The sequence below is a fragment of the Pectobacterium colocasium genome (assembly GCF_020181655.1).
In the GTDB taxonomy this organism is placed as follows: Bacteria; Pseudomonadota; Gammaproteobacteria; order Enterobacterales; family Enterobacteriaceae; genus Pectobacterium; species Pectobacterium colocasium.
This window is the reverse complement of record NZ_CP084032.1, coordinates 2284515-2299278: the sequence shown is the minus strand read 5'-3', so window position 1 is coordinate 2299278 and position 14764 is coordinate 2284515. Positions and strand designations below refer to the sequence as shown.

The 14764-nt window shown below is 50.8% G+C and carries 13 protein-coding genes and 1 other annotated feature (1 of these 14 running past the window's edge); of the genes, 9 read left to right on the top strand and 4 right to left on the bottom strand.

Going from position 1 to position 14764, the window contains the following annotated elements:
• The first annotated feature begins 229 nt into the window (after nucleotides 1–229).
• The 5 genes from LCF41_RS10345 to LCF41_RS10325 all read left to right on the top strand — a co-directional run bounded on the left by LCF41_RS10345 (nucleotide 230) and on the right by LCF41_RS10325 (nucleotide 5881).
• On the top strand, nucleotides 230–952 hold the full coding sequence (locus LCF41_RS10345; RefSeq protein WP_225087973.1) for an oligogalacturonate-specific porin KdgM family protein: 723 nt from the start codon (nucleotides 230–232) through the stop codon (nucleotides 950–952).
• A 352-nt stretch (nucleotides 953–1304) separates the two neighbouring features.
• Nucleotides 1305–2267 (top strand): pectin acetylesterase PaeX, encoded by a 963-nt coding sequence (gene paeX / locus LCF41_RS10340; RefSeq protein WP_225087972.1) that lies wholly within the window; start codon nucleotides 1305–1307, stop codon nucleotides 2265–2267.
• Between the two features lie 108 nt (nucleotides 2268–2375).
• A complete protein-coding gene (locus LCF41_RS10335; RefSeq protein ID WP_225087971.1) occupies nucleotides 2376–2951 on the top strand; it encodes a metal-dependent hydrolase in 576 nt (191 codons plus the stop codon).
• Nucleotides 2952–3149: 198 nt separating this feature from the next.
• Nucleotides 3150–4118: an IS110 family RNA-guided transposase gene (locus LCF41_RS10330; protein WP_225087970.1), complete on the top strand. Its 969-nt coding sequence runs from the start codon at nucleotides 3150–3152 to the stop codon at nucleotides 4116–4118.
• 368 nt (nucleotides 4119–4486) lie between these two features.
• On the top strand, nucleotides 4487–5881 hold the full coding sequence (locus LCF41_RS10325; protein ID WP_225087968.1) for an L-cystine transporter: 1395 nt from the start codon (nucleotides 4487–4489) through the stop codon (nucleotides 5879–5881).
• Between the two features lie 170 nt (nucleotides 5882–6051).
• On the opposite strand, the gene osmE is transcribed toward LCF41_RS10325, so the two are convergent.
• Nucleotides 6052–6384: an osmotically-inducible lipoprotein OsmE gene (gene osmE / locus LCF41_RS10320; protein WP_225087967.1), complete on the bottom strand. Its 333-nt coding sequence runs from the start codon at nucleotides 6382–6384 to the stop codon at nucleotides 6052–6054.
• A gap of 225 nt (nucleotides 6385–6609) precedes the next feature.
• Here osmE and nadE point away from each other — a divergent pair, with 225 nt between their 5' ends.
• From nadE to LCF41_RS10300, 4 genes are all read left to right on the top strand, one after another.
• Nucleotides 6610–7434 (top strand): NAD(+) synthase, encoded by an 825-nt coding sequence (nadE, locus tag LCF41_RS10315; protein ID WP_225087966.1) that lies wholly within the window; start codon nucleotides 6610–6612, stop codon nucleotides 7432–7434.
• 95 nt (nucleotides 7435–7529) lie between these two features.
• Nucleotides 7530–8417 carry an aromatic amino acid DMT transporter YddG gene (yddG, locus tag LCF41_RS10310; protein ID WP_225087965.1) on the top strand — a complete coding sequence of 296 codons (888 nt, stop codon included), beginning with the start codon at nucleotides 7530–7532 and terminating at the stop codon, nucleotides 8415–8417.
• Between the two features lie 127 nt (nucleotides 8418–8544).
• The gene (locus LCF41_RS10305) at nucleotides 8545–10263 is read left to right on the top strand and encodes an ABC transporter ATP-binding protein (RefSeq protein ID WP_225087964.1); all 1719 of its coding nucleotides are present in this window, start codon (nucleotides 8545–8547) and stop codon (nucleotides 10261–10263) included.
• 152 nt (nucleotides 10264–10415) lie between these two features.
• A complete protein-coding gene (locus tag LCF41_RS10300; protein ID WP_225087963.1) occupies nucleotides 10416–10850 on the top strand; it encodes a nitrous oxide-stimulated promoter family protein in 435 nt (144 codons plus the stop codon).
• Between the two features lie 52 nt (nucleotides 10851–10902).
• Here LCF41_RS10300 and ihfA read toward each other — a convergent pair whose 3' ends face one another.
• The 3 genes from ihfA to pheS are packed head-to-tail and all read right to left on the bottom strand — an operon-like array spanning nucleotide 10903 to nucleotide 14589.
• Nucleotides 10903–11199 carry an integration host factor subunit alpha gene (gene ihfA, locus LCF41_RS10295; protein WP_009112984.1) on the bottom strand — a complete coding sequence of 99 codons (297 nt, stop codon included), beginning with the start codon at nucleotides 11197–11199 and terminating at the stop codon, nucleotides 10903–10905.
• 4 nt (nucleotides 11200–11203) lie between these two features.
• Nucleotides 11204–13591, bottom strand: coding sequence for a phenylalanine--tRNA ligase subunit beta (pheT, locus tag LCF41_RS10290; RefSeq protein ID WP_225087962.1), 2388 nt, complete (start codon nucleotides 13589–13591; stop codon nucleotides 11204–11206).
• 14 nt (nucleotides 13592–13605) lie between these two features.
• Nucleotides 13606–14589, bottom strand: coding sequence for a phenylalanine--tRNA ligase subunit alpha (pheS, locus tag LCF41_RS10285; RefSeq protein WP_225087961.1), 984 nt, complete (start codon nucleotides 14587–14589; stop codon nucleotides 13606–13608).
• Between the two features lie 107 nt (nucleotides 14590–14696).
• Nucleotides 14697–14764, bottom strand: a sequence feature (Phe leader region); it runs 56 nt beyond the window's last position.

Below are 14764 nucleotides of genomic sequence, written 5' to 3'. Positions count from 1 at the left end.
CGGTAATTAATCCCTGCCGTACTGACGGCAGGGATTTTTCATTTAAATTAAAACAACCGCTATATTCAATTCGATCTCCCTCACAATTTGAAACCCCATTTTACTTTTTGTCACTCAAGACGATCTCGATCACAGAACGCAGTTTAATAATAAATAAAATAGAACTTGTCCCAAAAAGCATAATGCGCGTTTTTATTAAGCAATATCCAAACCAATAGGGAATATAACAATGAAATTTAAATTACTAGCTCTGGCTGTTACGTCATTAATTAGTGTGAATGCAATGGCTGTAACAATTGATTACCGTCATGAAATGCAAGATACTGTCAAAAACGACCATAAAGATCGTCTTTCAATGTCTCACCGTTTTGCTAATGGTTTCGGTTTATCTGCTGAAGCTAAATGGAAACAGTCTGGTTCAGATAACACGCCAAATAAACCATTCAATGAAACCGTCAGCAACGGTACAGAAGTGGTAGCCAGCTATGTTTACAACATCAACAAAACGTTCTCTCTGGAACCAGGTTTCTCTTTAGATTCAAGCTCTGATTCCAACAACTACCGTCCTTACCTGCGTGGTAAAGTCAATATTACTGACGATCTGTCAACCTCTCTCCGCTACCGCCCTTACTATTTAAGAAAAAGCGGCAATACAAATAAAACTGGCGCTACCAACAGTACTCAAGAGAATGGTTTCAACCTGACTGCAGTTGTTAGCTACAAATTCCTGAAAGATTACCAGATTGATTACGAACTGGATTACAAAAAAGCTAACAAGGCCGGTGCTTTCCAAGCAGATAAAGAAAACTGGAAAATCGAGCATGATGTTAAATTGGCTTATAAATTAGACAAAAACTGGAAGCCTTATATGGCTATCGGTAACGTTGCTGGTGATAAAAACACGGACGAGCGTCAAACTCGTTACCGTGTTGGTGTGCAATACAGCTTCTAATAACGGCCTTATTATTTAAATAAGCGTTATGAGGTAGCAAAAGGGATGTTAGTGTTAATGGATTCACCGGTTTTATTTTTATCATTAACATCTCTTTATTATGTCCGTCGTAGGTTTAGCAAGTTAGTTACGTTTCATTGTTACATGTAGTGTCGTTAGCTGCGATTTAGCTACATACGTTTTAGCTGTTGGAATTGCTGTGTCTGATTTACCCTCTTCGTGTATGAATGTTATTTCTTTATTAAAATTTGCGGTTCAGGGTGGTCATTTTTTCTCCGATGTGATGGCTACCCTATTTTTTTACCACCGCCCAACGATTTCTCCCCTCCTTCCCTTTGTCAGGTGATCTATCATGATTGTTCGTTCTCTGCTTGTCGGGGCCATTATGATGTCTGTAAATGGATTCAGTTGCGCCCAACCTGTTTTTCCTGTCTGGCCACACGGTGAAGCTCCGGGCGCCTCTTCGTCAACGGTACAGCCACAAGTGGTCGAACGCAGTAAAGATCCTTCTCTTCCCGATCGGGCAGCAACCGGTATTCGCAGCCCCGAAATTACCGTTTATCCCGCAGAGAAGCCTAATGGCATGGCATTGCTCATCACGCCCGGCGGTTCTTACCAACGCGTCGTGTTGGATAAGGAAGGCAGCGATCTGGCCCCTTTCTTTAATCAGCAGGGATATACGCTTTTCGTGATGACCTACCGTATGCCCGGTGAAGGCCATAAAGAAGGCGCTGACGCCCCATTGGCCGATGCGCAGCGAGCCATCAGAACACTAAGAGCCAACGCTGAGAAATGGCACATTAATCCACAGCGCATCGGTATTATGGGATTCTCCGCCGGTGGTCATGTTGCTGCCAGCCTCGGAACCCGTTTTGCGCAATCCGTTTACCCTGCGATGGATGCGATTGATAGCGTAAGCGCACGCCCTGACTTTATGGTGCTGATGTACCCCGTGATTTCGATGCAGGCAGATATTGCGCATGCAGGTTCGCGCAAGCAGTTAATCGGCGAACAGCCGACGGAAGCGCAGGTGCTACGTTACTCTCCGGAGAAACAGGTTACCGCACAAACGCCTCCTACGTTTCTGGTGCATGCGGTTGACGATCCATCAGTGTCGGTTGATAACAGTCTGGTGATGTTCAGCGCGCTGCGGGCAAAACAGATTCCGGTTGAAATGCATCTCTTTGAGAAAGGTAAGCACGGTTTCGGCCTGCGCGGTACCAAAGGGCTGCCCGCCGCTGCCTGGCCTCAACTGCTGGACAACTGGCTACGTGTTTTACCGGTAAACAACGAACAGCCGAAAGCCGCGCCATAAAAGGCGTCACACACCCTAGCCGAAATAAATCGTTACGCCGTCACCGCTTCCGCAGGCAGGAATAATCTCTTATACTGTATAAAATAACAGTTTTATTTGAGACGTTTCATGACTGCGGAAGGACACCTGCTGTTTTCTGTTGCCTGCGCGATTCTGGCTAAGAAAGTTGAGCTATCGCCAGCGCTGGCTACCGGAGACTGGTGGCACATTATCCCCGGTGCACTCCTTACTGCGCTACTGCCCGATATCGACCACCCCAAATCCGTCCTCGGGCAGCGCCTGAAGTGGCTTTCCGCGCCTATTGCCCGCCTCTTTGGTCATCGTGGATTTACCCACAGCCTTCTTGCCATCGTCGCCGGTATTTTCTTTATCCAGACGCGCCTACCGCCAGATTGGCCGATTCCGACGGATGCCTACCATGCCATGATCGTCGGTTATCTGAGCCACATTCTTGCCGATATGCTGACACCCTCCGGCGTTCCTCTGCTCTGGCCCTGTCGCTGGCGTTTCCGCTTACCGCTCTTAAACAGCCAAAAAGGCAATCAACTAGAGCGCTTTCTGTGTATTGCCTGTATCGGTTTTTCGCTGTATCAGCCGCAGAAGAATTTAAATTGCTGCACCTACGAGCAGTCATTTCGCTTTTTGCAATCCGCGCAAACCTACCTCTTCCAATACGTGAAATAACCACGTTGCCTAGCGTAATACCCTTGTATCTTGAAGTTTAGATATTATTGACAATGTAAGTTTGGCACGGTTCATGTAGCCTGTTTTACTCTGGGGTTTCTAAGCCCGTTATTTAGCTCATTGCGCATGAACCGCGCCACTCATCTGAAACCCGAACAGTTGTTTGACCTCATTTCGTATTTGCAAGGAGGGGTAAAAATGAGTCTGCCAGATTTACTTCACATCGGTATTGATGTTTCCAAAGCCTCCCTCGATATCGCTATGGGTTCTGCATTGCCGCCCTTTTCCGCCAGTAATGACCTCGATGGCTTTGACGCTATTCAGGCTGAACTGGCAAAACATTCAGTTTCTCTTATCCTCATGGAGGCCACCGGCGGACTCGAAGCTCCACTGGCTTGTTCGTTACAAGCTGCTGGTTTTGAGGTCGTCGTTATCAATCCCCGCCAGGCAAGAGACTTCGCTCGCGCCATGGGATATCTGGCTAAAACCGACCGCATTGACGCCAAAGTATTAGCGCAAATGGCTGAGGTCATTGACCGACATCCTGAGCGTGAACGTTTCATTCAACCCCTGCCAGATATTCAACGTCAGGCTCTGGCCGCTCTCGTCACGCGGCGACGTCAACTCGTTACCATGCTTGTGGCAGAGAATAACCGACTTGCTTCGGCTCACCCTCAGTCCCGCAAGAGCATAAAGACGATCATTAATGCCCTGAAACACGAACTCGCTCGAATTGACCACGACATGAACAAACATGTTCAAAGCCATTTCAAAGCGCTTTCTGATTTACTTGGCAGCGTCAAAGGCATTGGGACGACCACCATCTCTACCCTTCTGGCTGAGTTGCCCGAACTGGGGACACTTTCCCGTCGGCAGATAAGTGCGCTGGTAGGCGTTGCCCCTTTAAACCGGGACTCTGGGAAAATGCGTGGCAAACGGACAATATTTGGCGGAAGATCCAGCATACGTAGCGTGTTGTATATGGCCGCGCTGGTTGCCACACGTTTTAATCCGGTGATTAAAGATTTTTATACCCGCCTTGTGAACGCGGGTAAGCCGAAAAAAGTCGCGCTTGTCGCGTGTATGCGTAAACTTCTGACTATTCTGAACGCGATGCTCAAAACGGGTCAGGCTTGGGACAACGATTTTCATCGAGCTACCCCATGAAAAAATGTTGTTCAAGACAGTTGCTAAATAATTCGAGTTTCATGCAGGCGGCAAGAGAAGGACAAATTCGTCGGGAACGAATTTGACCAGCCAACGGCTGGCCTTCGGTGAGAGACAGGATGTCTCTCATTTCATCCCGATGAGCTTACTTAAGTAAGTGATTCGGGTGAGTGAGCGTAGCCAACGCACATGCGGCTTGAAGTATGACGGGTATAGACATATCTCTGTAACATGATGGCAAAAGACCTGCTATCCTGTGCGCGTTTGTTATTTTTTATCGCAAAAAATCACACTGCCCCTACCGACTTACGCTGCCGTGCTGGGTTGCGGGCAATGTGGCGCGATTCACTGATAGGGAGCAAAGCCGGATGAATTTTCCGCTACTCATAAATATTCTGCTATTTGTCGTATTACTACTCGGGCTTGGTTACGCCAACCGTAATGCCTCCTGGAGTCTGGCAAAGAAAGTGTTGCTGGGTTTGGTTGTCGGGGTGTTATTTGGCCTGGCGCTGCATCTGATTTATGGCGGAGACAACCCGGTCATTAAGCAGTCCATCTCATGGTTTAATATCGTCGGTAATGGCTATGTGCAGCTGTTACAGATGATCGTCATGCCGCTGGTCTTTATCTCCATCCTGAATTCCGTTGCCAAGCTGCATAATGCGTCGTCATTAGGGAAAATCAGTCTATTAACCCTTTCCACCCTATTGATCACCACGCTGATTTCTGCGCTGGTCGGCGTCTTTGTGACTAACCTGTTTGGCCTGACGGCGACCGGGCTGGTACAAGGTGCGCAGGAAACCGCGCGATTAACGGCGATTGAAAACAACTATGCGGGTAAAGTTGCAGACCTTAACGTGCCTCAACTTATCCTGTCATTCATTCCTAAAAACCCGTTTGCTGAGCTGACTGGCGCGAACCCGACATCCATCATCAGCATCGTCGTCTTCGCGGCGTTCCTGGGCGTTGCGGCTCTGCAACTGCTGAAAGATGACGCGGTGAAAGGCGAACGTGTGTTAACCGCCATTGACACGCTGCAATCCTGGGTGATGAAACTCGTTCGTCTGGTGATGAAATTGACCCCTTACGGCGTCATGGCGTTAATGACCAAAATGGTCGCCAGTTCTAACCTGCAAGACATCCTCAAGCTGGGCAGCTTTGTTGTCGCCTCCTATCTGGGGCTGGCGATTATGTTCGGGGTCCATGCACTGATTCTGTCTTTCACTGGCATCAATCCAGCACGTTTTTACCGCAAAGTCTGGCCGGTGCTGACGTTCGCGTTTACCAGCCGTTCCAGCGCGGCGACGATCCCACTCAGCATTGAGGCACAAACGCGCCGTATTGGCGTGCCGCAATCTATCGCCAGCTTTGCCGCGTCTTTCGGTACAACCATCGGTCAGAACGGCTGTGCGGGGCTTTACCCAGCCATGTTGGCCGTCATGGTCGCCCCAACGGTCGGCATTGACCCGTTGGATCCAGTCTGGATCGCAACGCTGGTCGGTATCGTCACCATCAGTTCCGCTGGCGTAGCCGGTGTGGGCGGCGGCGCGACCTTTGCCGCGTTAATCGTCCTGCCTGCAATGGGGCTGCCGGTGACCCTGGTTGCGCTGCTGATTTCCATTGAGCCGCTTATCGATATGGGCCGTACGGCACTTAACGTCAGCGGTTCGATGACAGCCGGTACCGTCACCAGTCAGTTGATGAAGCAGACAGATAAAACGGTTTTCAATGCGCAGGATGACGCTGAATTGACACACCGCTAGGCCACGTTTGTCATACAAAAGAAAACGCCGACTGCTAATGCTGTCGGCGTTTTTTTATGACGGACATCCTGGTTCGTCACCCTACGGGCCGTTGCTACACAACGTTGAAAAACGTTCCCTACGCTTTTTTATGACACTTTTCTAATGACGGTATTGTACAGTCAGGTGACTTAACGCTGTGGGTTAGTGTCGTAAGCCTGACAGCTCTGGAAGCCTTTATTGAGAACATGTCCCGTGTCGTTGTAACTCACAAAATAGTTCTGCGCGGTGCCATCGCGATTTTTCAGCAGATAATCGCTACAGGTTCCTTTGGCATTCACCAGACGTTTTTCCGTACCGCCACTCCCGGCAATTTGGTGAACCTGCTGCTTCGTCATTCCCACTTTCACATCTTTCACCACGGGCTCATTGACATAACTTTCTGCTTTGTTATAAGCCGAACATCCCGCCAGCATGACAGCACCCGCTGCCGCAATACATACCAGTAATCTGTTATTCTTCATTTCATCACCTCATTATTATGGGTCACCCTAAGGCTAGTAGGCAGCGACCACTTTTTCAAATCATAACGCAGGTATGTAACATATTGGTCGATAGTCAAAAACCGGTTATCTATAAGGAAAATGACTACCTGACAGCTTGTTCTTTTTCTTCACACCAATTCGTTTTACACTCAGGTAATCGTAATAATTCTTTTGCAGTATCAATAAGTTCAGGAGGGAGATGGCATGTCATTACAAAACGACATTATCCGTGCGTTGGGAGTGAAAAGCAGCATCGTTCCAGCACAGGAAATCCGCGTTAGCGTTGATTTTTTAAAGAATTATCTGAATGCTCACCCGTTCGTTACGTCGTTAGTTTTGGGCATCAGCGGCGGTCAGGATTCCACGCTGACCGGCAAATTGTGTCAGACGGCTATCACGGAATTACGCAATGAAACGGGGAACGCGCGCTATCAGTTCATCGCCGTTCGACTGCCTTACGGCGTACAAGCGGATGAAGCCGATTGTCAGGACGCCATCGCATTTATCCAACCGGATCGCGTGTTAACCGTCAATATCAAGCCCGCCATTGAGGCCAGTGAGGCCACCTTGCGCGCCATTGGCGTAGAGCTGTCCGATTTTGTCAAAGGCAACGAAAAAGCCAGAGAGCGCATGAAAGCGCAGTACAGTATCGCGGGGATGAACGCCGGGTTGGTCGTCGGTACCGATCATGCAGCAGAGGCGGTCACGGGCTTCTTCACCAAATACGGTGATGGTGGTACTGATATCAACCCAATTTTCCGACTGAACAAGCGTCAGGGCAAAGCGCTACTCCGTGAACTGGGTTGCCCTTCTCATCTTTATACAAAAGCCCCTACCGCCGATCTGGAAGACAATCGACCGTCCCTCCCCGACGAGGTTGCGCTAGGCGTCACCTATGAAAAGATCGACGACTATCTGGAAGGCAAACAGGTCGATGCGAAGGATGCCGCCACTATTGAAAGCTGGTATCGCAAAACCGAGCACAAGCGCCGTCCGCCGATTACCGTTTTTGATGATTTTTGGCGGTAAACCATCGCGGTAAGCACCACCGGACGCGGATAACAGCGTCCGGTTTGCCCTTGGTTTTTTCTGCACAGGCAATGTGAAGGATGACAGGAATAAAGATGACGCCACAACGCGCCACACTCACGGGCTTGCTGGCCATCATGCTATGGAGCACATCCGTCGGGCTGATCCGCAGCTTGACAGAAGCGCTTGGCCCCATCGGCGGCGCGGCGATGATTTATTCCACCAGCACACTCTGTCTACTGGCTTTTTATGGTCTTCCCCGCATTACAACGCTGCCCCGAGTCTATTTGTTCGCAGGCGGTGCGATGTTTGTCTGCTATGAGATTTTTCTGTCGCTCTCCATCGGGTTAGCGGATAGCCGCATGCAGGCGATAGAAATAGGGATGATTAACTATTTGTGGCCCAGCTTGACCATTTTCTTCTCACTTTTTATCAATCAGCAGAAAAGCCGTTTTCTGCTCTGGCCGGGTCTCGCACTCTCGCTGGGCGGCATTGTGTGGATTATGAAAGGCGACAACAACTGGACGCCAGCACTCCTATGGAACAACATTCTTGCCAACCCACTCGCCTACAGTCTGGCGTTTTCTGCGGCTTTGACCTGGGCGCTCTACTGCAATATCACCAAACGTTACGGACAGGGAAAAAGCGGCGTATCGTTGTTCTTTTTCATCACGTCCCTCGTACTATGGATAAAATATGCCTTGAGCGCTGAAAGCGCCATTTCATTCACGTTACCCAGTTCACTGCAACTGCTCTTTATGGGCGCCTCAACGGCTCTGGCCTATTCTGCCTGGAATGCCGGCATTCAGCATGGCAATCTGACGCTGCTGGCAACCGCCTCCTACTTTACACCCGTGCTTTCCACCTTGCTGGCCGCGATCTGGCTCAACATCACGCCCGCTATTTCATTCTGGCAAGGCGTCGCCATGGTCACCGCTGGCTCACTACTCTGCTGGTATGCGACGCGTTCTTCTACTGGTTGAAGGCTGTATCACCCTGATGTGCGATCGCGCTTCCAGGTCAATAAAACCCTAATCTGCGCGCGGTCACATTCTTCGCGCTAACCTGTTATAGTCACATGCACATTTCGTTACCTAAAAAAAGTCACACATGTTAAGGCGTTTCTTTTCTTACTATTCCCCTTACAAAGGGTTATTCGTCCTCGATTTCGGCTGTGCCATTATCGCTGGGCTGCTTGAATTAGGGTTCCCGATGGCGATTAAAGCGTTCATCGACAAGCTGCTACCGGCTCAGGACTGGTCGCTGATCCTGCTAGCGTCGGTGGCGCTATTGGCGGTCTATTTGCTGAATACCGCGCTGATGGCCATCGTCAACTATTGGGGACATGCACTGGGTGTGGGTATTGAAACCGATATGCGGCGGCAGGCCTTTGAGCACCTGCAAAATTTGCCGTTCCGTTACTACGACAATATGAAGACCGGGCATATCATCACCCACGTCACCAAAGATCTGGAGGAAGTCGGGGAAATCGCCCACCACGGCCCGGAAGACCTCTTTCTCGCGATCATGACGTTTATCGGTGCCTTCATCCTGATGGCAACCGTTCACCTGAATCTGGCGCTGTTGACGATCATTATCGTGCCTTTTATGACGTATCTCGTCAGCCGTTATGGCGCCCGCATGACGGAGACATGGCGTCAGCTCTTCGGTCAGGTTGGTAACTTCAACGCCCGCATTGAAGAGAGTGTTGGGGGCATTCGCGTCGTGAAAGCGTTTGCTAATGAAGCACATGAGAAGAAACTGTTCTCCCACGATAACGAAAACTACCGTCGAACCAAATTACAAGCCTATCGCATCATGACCGCCAGCATGACGCTCAGCTACCTCAGCACGCGTCTGATACAACTTATTGTGATGCTGGCAGGTATTTGGTATGTCATTCAGGGAGAACTCAGCTACGGCGGTTTTATCGGCTTCCTGCTGCTAATTGAAGTGTTCTTCCGCCCGGTAGCCAAGATTACTTCGGTGCTGGAAAGTTACCCTAAAGGCATTGCAGGCTTCAAACGCTTTACCCAATTGCTCGATACCGTTCCTGAGATTACCGATGCTCCCGACGCGCACGATGCCGGGCCGTTGAAAGGTGATATCCGGTTCAATCAGGTGAGCTTTGGCTATTCCGCCGAGCGCCCAATTCTCCGTAATATCGATCTATCGATTCGCGCCGGGGAAACCGTGGCATTTGTCGGTCCATCCGGCGCAGGCAAAACCACGCTTTGTTCTCTGCTCCCCCGCTTCTACGATTTAACCCGCGGAGCCATCACCATTGACGGCACGGATATCCGCCAGATGACACAGGCGTCGCTACGTAGCCAAATTGGCATCGTACAGCAGGATGTCTTCCTGTTCGGCGGCACCATTCGTGAAAATATCGCCTACGGCAAACTGGATGCCAGCGATGACGACATCATGGACGCAGCGCGACGCGCACGGTTAGATGAACTGATCGAGAATCTGCCCGATGGGCTGGATACCGTGGTGGGTGAGCGCGGCGTTAAACTGTCGGGCGGGCAAAAACAGCGTTTGTCTATTGCGCGCATCTTCCTGAAAAACCCGCCGATTCTGATTCTTGACGAAGCCACATCCGCGCTGGATACGGCAACGGAGCAGGCAATACAACAGTCGCTCAGCGAACTTTCCGCAGGGCGTACCACACTGGTCATTGCTCACCGGTTGGCAACCATACAGAATGCCGGGCGCATTGTGGTGGTAGATAACGGCACCATCATTGAGCAAGGTAGTCATCAGGTACTATTAGAACAAAGCGGCATCTATGCCCGGTTACATCAGGCACAGTTCGGTCAGGCCTGATTTTTCTCTTCCTTCGGCGAGGTTTACCCTCGCCTTTTTCTTTCCGTTTTTCTCTCTCTGCCTTTTGCGCATAGATGTGACTTCAGTGGTTCCCCTTGCAATAAATTGTATTTAAAATACATCTATTATGATTTCATCAGGACATGTCGCACATGGCGAGAAAGCCCCTGGGAAAATACCGACAGCGGGAGATCCGTACCGTCGGATTGATGATCGAGTTGTATGAAAAGCATCATCCTGAAACTGGTGATAACGTGCAGTATAAAGACTTAGTCAACTACGCCATCAAGCGTCTGGAACGCTGTCATTTCGGTGAAGATAAACCCGCCTGCAAGCATTGCCCTATCCACTGCTATCAACCCGCCAGACGCGAGGCGATAAAAGCGATTATGCGCTGGTCAGGGCCACGGATGCTGTTACGTCACCCAATTCTGGCAATACGCCACTTGATTGACGATCATCGACCAGTGCCGGATTATCCAAAAAAAGAAACCGCGTCAAAAACGCCAACCGAGCGGGCAACCCGCTTAGCCGCACAGCAAACTGCCCCCGCGGATACCGACCCAACGTTGAAAGAGATAAAATGAAGACGAATTCAATAGGAAAAGGCCGCTTGCGCGGCCTTTTTGGGTGACACGATTACTCTTTGGGAGAGGCGTTCTCTACCCTGCTTTTTAGCTTTTGCCCCGGACGGAACGTGACCACACGGCGCGCCGTAATCGGAATATCTTCGCCAGTTTTTGGGTTACGTCCCGGACGTTGGTTCTTGTCTCGCAAATCAAAATTGCCAAAACCTGACAACTTGACCTGCTCGCCATTTTCCAAAGCGCGACGAACTTCTTCAAAAAACAGCTCGACTAGCTCTTTGGCATCCCGTTTGCTCAGCCCGAGCTTCTCAAACAGGTATTCTGACATTTCAGCTTTAGTAAGCGCCATAGGTTCAATCCCTCAAGGATGCTTGGAATCGCTGTTTTAATGCTGCTACGCATTCTGCAACGGTAGCGGCAATTTCCTCTTCTGCCAGTGTACGCGTGGTATCTTGCAGGGTCAGACTGATAGCCAGACTCTTATAACCTTCCGCTACGCCCTTCCCTCGGTACACGTCGAATAAGTTTACGCCAACTAACTGATTTGCGCCAACTTTCTTACACTCGGCCAAAATATCTCCTGCGGGGACATTTTCAGCGACCACAACGGCAATATCACGACGGTTCGCTGGGAAGCGGGAAACCTCGCTCGCCTCAGGCAATACGCGGTCTGCAACCTTGTCCCACAACAGTTCGAACACCACGGTGCGCCCGTTAAGATCCAACTTGCGCTCCAGTTCTGGATGAATAACGCCAATAAATCCAATACGTTCGTCGCCCAGATAAATAGCAGCACTTTGTCCCGGATGCAATGCCGGATTATTTTCGGCTTTGAATTCGATTTCAGACAGTTTGCCCGTCAATGCCAGTACCGCTTCCAAATCGCCTTTTAAATCATAGAAGTCAACAGCCTGACGCGCCAGATCCCAATGCTCTTCATAGCGAGTGCCGGTAATGACCCCCGCCAGCATCAGATCCTGACGAATACCCAGGTCAGCACTGCTGTCCGGTACAAAACGCAGGCCGCTTTCAAACAGACGCAGACGACTTTGCTGACGGTTTTGGTTATACACCGCCGCGCTCAGCAAGCCACTCCACAGCGACAAACGCATCACCGACATCTCTGCGGAAATGGGGCTCGGCAAACTCAACGACGCTTCATCAGGGTGGATTAATCCCTGAATTTTCGGGTCAACAAAACTGTAAGTAATTGCTTCCTGATAACCGTGATCGACTAATAAGGTCTTCACACGCTTCAATGACAATGACGCTTCGCGATGCGCAGTCATGACCAACGGTGCCTGAGTCGGAATATTCGGAATGTTGTTGTAGCCGTAAATACGCGCGACTTCTTCAACCAAATCCTCTTCAATTTCCATGTCGAAACGCCAGCTCGGTGCCGTCGCTTGCCAACCTGCGTCGGTTTTCACGACGTTACAGCCCAGACGTTGCAGGATATCGCTAACCTGCTCATCGGCAATCACATGTCCAATCAGACGATCCAGCTTCTCACGACGCAACGTAATCGTTGCACGCGTCGGCAGGTCTGCTTCGCTGGTCACATCAACGACCGGGCCCGCTTCACCACCACAGATATCGATCAGTAAACGAGTCGCGCGCTCAATGGCTTTGTGCTGCAACGCCGGATCGACGCCACGCTCGTAGCGATGAGAAGCATCGGTGTGCAAACCGTGACGACGTGCGCGTCCGGTAATCGACAGCGGATTAAAATAAGCACATTCCAGCAGGACGTTTTGCGTCGCTTCATTGACGCCAGAATGCTCGCCGCCAAAGATACCGCCCATCGCCAACGCATTCTGCTGATCCGCGATCACCAGCGTATCCGCATTCAGCTTTGCTTCGTTGCCATCCAGCAGCGTCAGCGCTTCGCCCTCTTTCGCCATCCGCACGATGATGCCACCATTCAGGCGGTCGAGATCGAACGCGTGCATCGGCTGTCCTAGTTCCAGCAGAACGTAGTTCGTCACGTCAACAACCGGATCGATAGAGCGAATACCACAGCGGCGCAGCTTTTCACGCATCCACAGCGGCGTTGCCGCCTTAACGTTGATGCCTTTCACCACACGGCCTAAGTAACGCGGGCATGCCTGCGGCGCATCAACCTGAATCGGGAACGTATCCTGAATAGTGGCAGTAACGGGTTCAATCGCTGGTTCATTCAACGCCAGTTGGTTCAGCACCGCCACATCACGCGCCACGCCGATGATACCGAGGCAATCAGCACGGTTTGGGGTCACGCTGATTTCAATCGCGTTGTCATCCAGCTTCAGATAGTCACGAATATCCGTGCCAATCGGCGCGTCTGCTGGCAGTTCGATGATGCCATCGTGATCGTCGGAAATACCCAATTCGGAAAACGAGCACAACATGCCTTCAGACGGCTCGCCACGCAGCTTGGCGGCTTTGATTTTGAAATCGCCCGGCAACACGGCTCCCACCGTCGCTACCGCCACTTTCAGGCCCTGACGACAGTTCGGCGCACCGCACACGATGTCCAGCAGGCGATCGCCGCCTACATTAACTTTCGTCACACGCAGTTTGTCTGCGTTCGGGTGCTGTCCACATTCAACCACTTCACCCACAACCACACCGTGGAATGCGCCAGCAACTGGCTCAACACCATCCACTTCCAGCCCTGCCATCGTGATTTGCTCGGATAGCGTTTCACTATCAACCGCCGGGTTTACCCACTCGCGTAACCAGAGTTCACTGAATTTCATGATGTATACCCGCCTTACTTAAACTGTTTGAGGAAACGCAGATCGTTTTCGAAGAATGCACGCAGATCGGTCACGCCATAGCGCAGCATCGTCAGGCGCTCCATACCCATACCGAACGCGAAGCCGGAATACACTTCCGGATCGATACCGACATTACGCAGGACGTTCGGGTGCACCATTCCGCAACCCAGGACTTCCAGCCATTTGCCGTTTTTACCCATCACATCCACTTCAGCGGACGGCTCGGTAAACGGGAAATAAGACGGACGGAAGCGAACCTGCAAATCTTCCTCAAAGAAATTACGCAGGAAATCATGCAGCGTACCTTTCAGGTTGGTGAAGCTGATGTCTTTATCGACGATCAACCCTTCCATCTGATGGAACATTGGCGTGTGGGTCTGATCGTAATCGTTACGATAAACACGGCCTGGCGCAATGATACGAATAGGCGGCTGCTGCTTTTCCATCGTACGAATCTGCACGCCAGACGTCTGCGTACGCAGCAGGCGTGTCGCATCGAACCAGAACGTGTCGTGGTCAGCTCGCGCAGGGTGATGCCCTGGGATATTCAGCGCATCAAAGTTGTGATAGTCGTCTTCGATTTCTGGTCCGGTTACAACGGAGAAACCCAGCTCGCCGAAAAAGGTTTCGATGCGATCGATAGTGCGCGTCACTGGATGCAAGCCACCATTTTCAATCGTGCGGCCCGGCAGCGAGACATCGATGGTTTCTTGCGCCAGACGCGCATTCAACTCGGCGGATTCCAGCGTTTGCTTACGGGCGTTCAGCGCGTCCTGAACGTCTTGCTTCGCCTGGTTAATGACAGCACCGGCAGCAGGGCGTTCTTCAGCCGGCAACTCGCGCAGCGAGGTCATCTGAAGGGTTAAGTGACCTTTTTTACCCAGATATTCGACACGCACATTTTCCAGTGCGGTAACATCCTGGGCCTCTTCTATAGCTGTTCTGGCTTTAGCAACCAGCTCTGCGAGATGTGGCATTGTGTTCCTCTTTTTCTGCCTAAGTGGCCAACGGTCATGATTGAAGAATATCGTTTTACTAAAGCGATAAATATTACTAAAAACAATAGCAAAAACCGATTGTCGTAAACAAAAAAGCCTCCCTAAGGGAGGCTTAAGCGCTACTTTTCGTTTCTTTTCTTACGCGCAAAGCCCC

Coding starts and splice junctions, on each gene's coding strand:
- LCF41_RS10345 (WP_225087973.1), top strand. CDS start 230: ATGAAATTTAAATTACTAGCTCTGGCTGTTACGTCATTAATTAGTGTG.
- paeX (WP_225087972.1), top strand. CDS start 1,305: ATGATTGTTCGTTCTCTGCTTGTCGGGGCCATTATGATGTCTGTAAAT.
- LCF41_RS10335 (WP_225087971.1), top strand. CDS start 2,376: ATGACTGCGGAAGGACACCTGCTGTTTTCTGTTGCCTGCGCGATTCTG.
- LCF41_RS10330 (WP_225087970.1), top strand. CDS start 3,150: ATGAGTCTGCCAGATTTACTTCACATCGGTATTGATGTTTCCAAAGCC.
- LCF41_RS10325 (WP_225087968.1), top strand. CDS start 4,487: ATGAATTTTCCGCTACTCATAAATATTCTGCTATTTGTCGTATTACTA.
- osmE (WP_225087967.1), bottom strand. CDS start 6,384: ATGAAGAATAACAGATTACTGGTATGTATTGCGGCAGCGGGTGCTGTC.
- nadE (WP_225087966.1), top strand. CDS start 6,610: ATGTCATTACAAAACGACATTATCCGTGCGTTGGGAGTGAAAAGCAGC.
- yddG (WP_225087965.1), top strand. CDS start 7,530: ATGACGCCACAACGCGCCACACTCACGGGCTTGCTGGCCATCATGCTA.
- LCF41_RS10305 (WP_225087964.1), top strand. CDS start 8,545: ATGTTAAGGCGTTTCTTTTCTTACTATTCCCCTTACAAAGGGTTATTC.
- LCF41_RS10300 (WP_225087963.1), top strand. CDS start 10,416: ATGGCGAGAAAGCCCCTGGGAAAATACCGACAGCGGGAGATCCGTACC.
- ihfA (WP_009112984.1), bottom strand. CDS start 11,199: ATGGCGCTTACTAAAGCTGAAATGTCAGAATACCTGTTTGAGAAGCTC.
- pheT (WP_225087962.1), bottom strand. CDS start 13,591: ATGAAATTCAGTGAACTCTGGTTACGCGAGTGGGTAAACCCGGCGGTT.
- pheS (WP_225087961.1), bottom strand. CDS start 14,589: ATGCCACATCTCGCAGAGCTGGTTGCTAAAGCCAGAACAGCTATAGAA.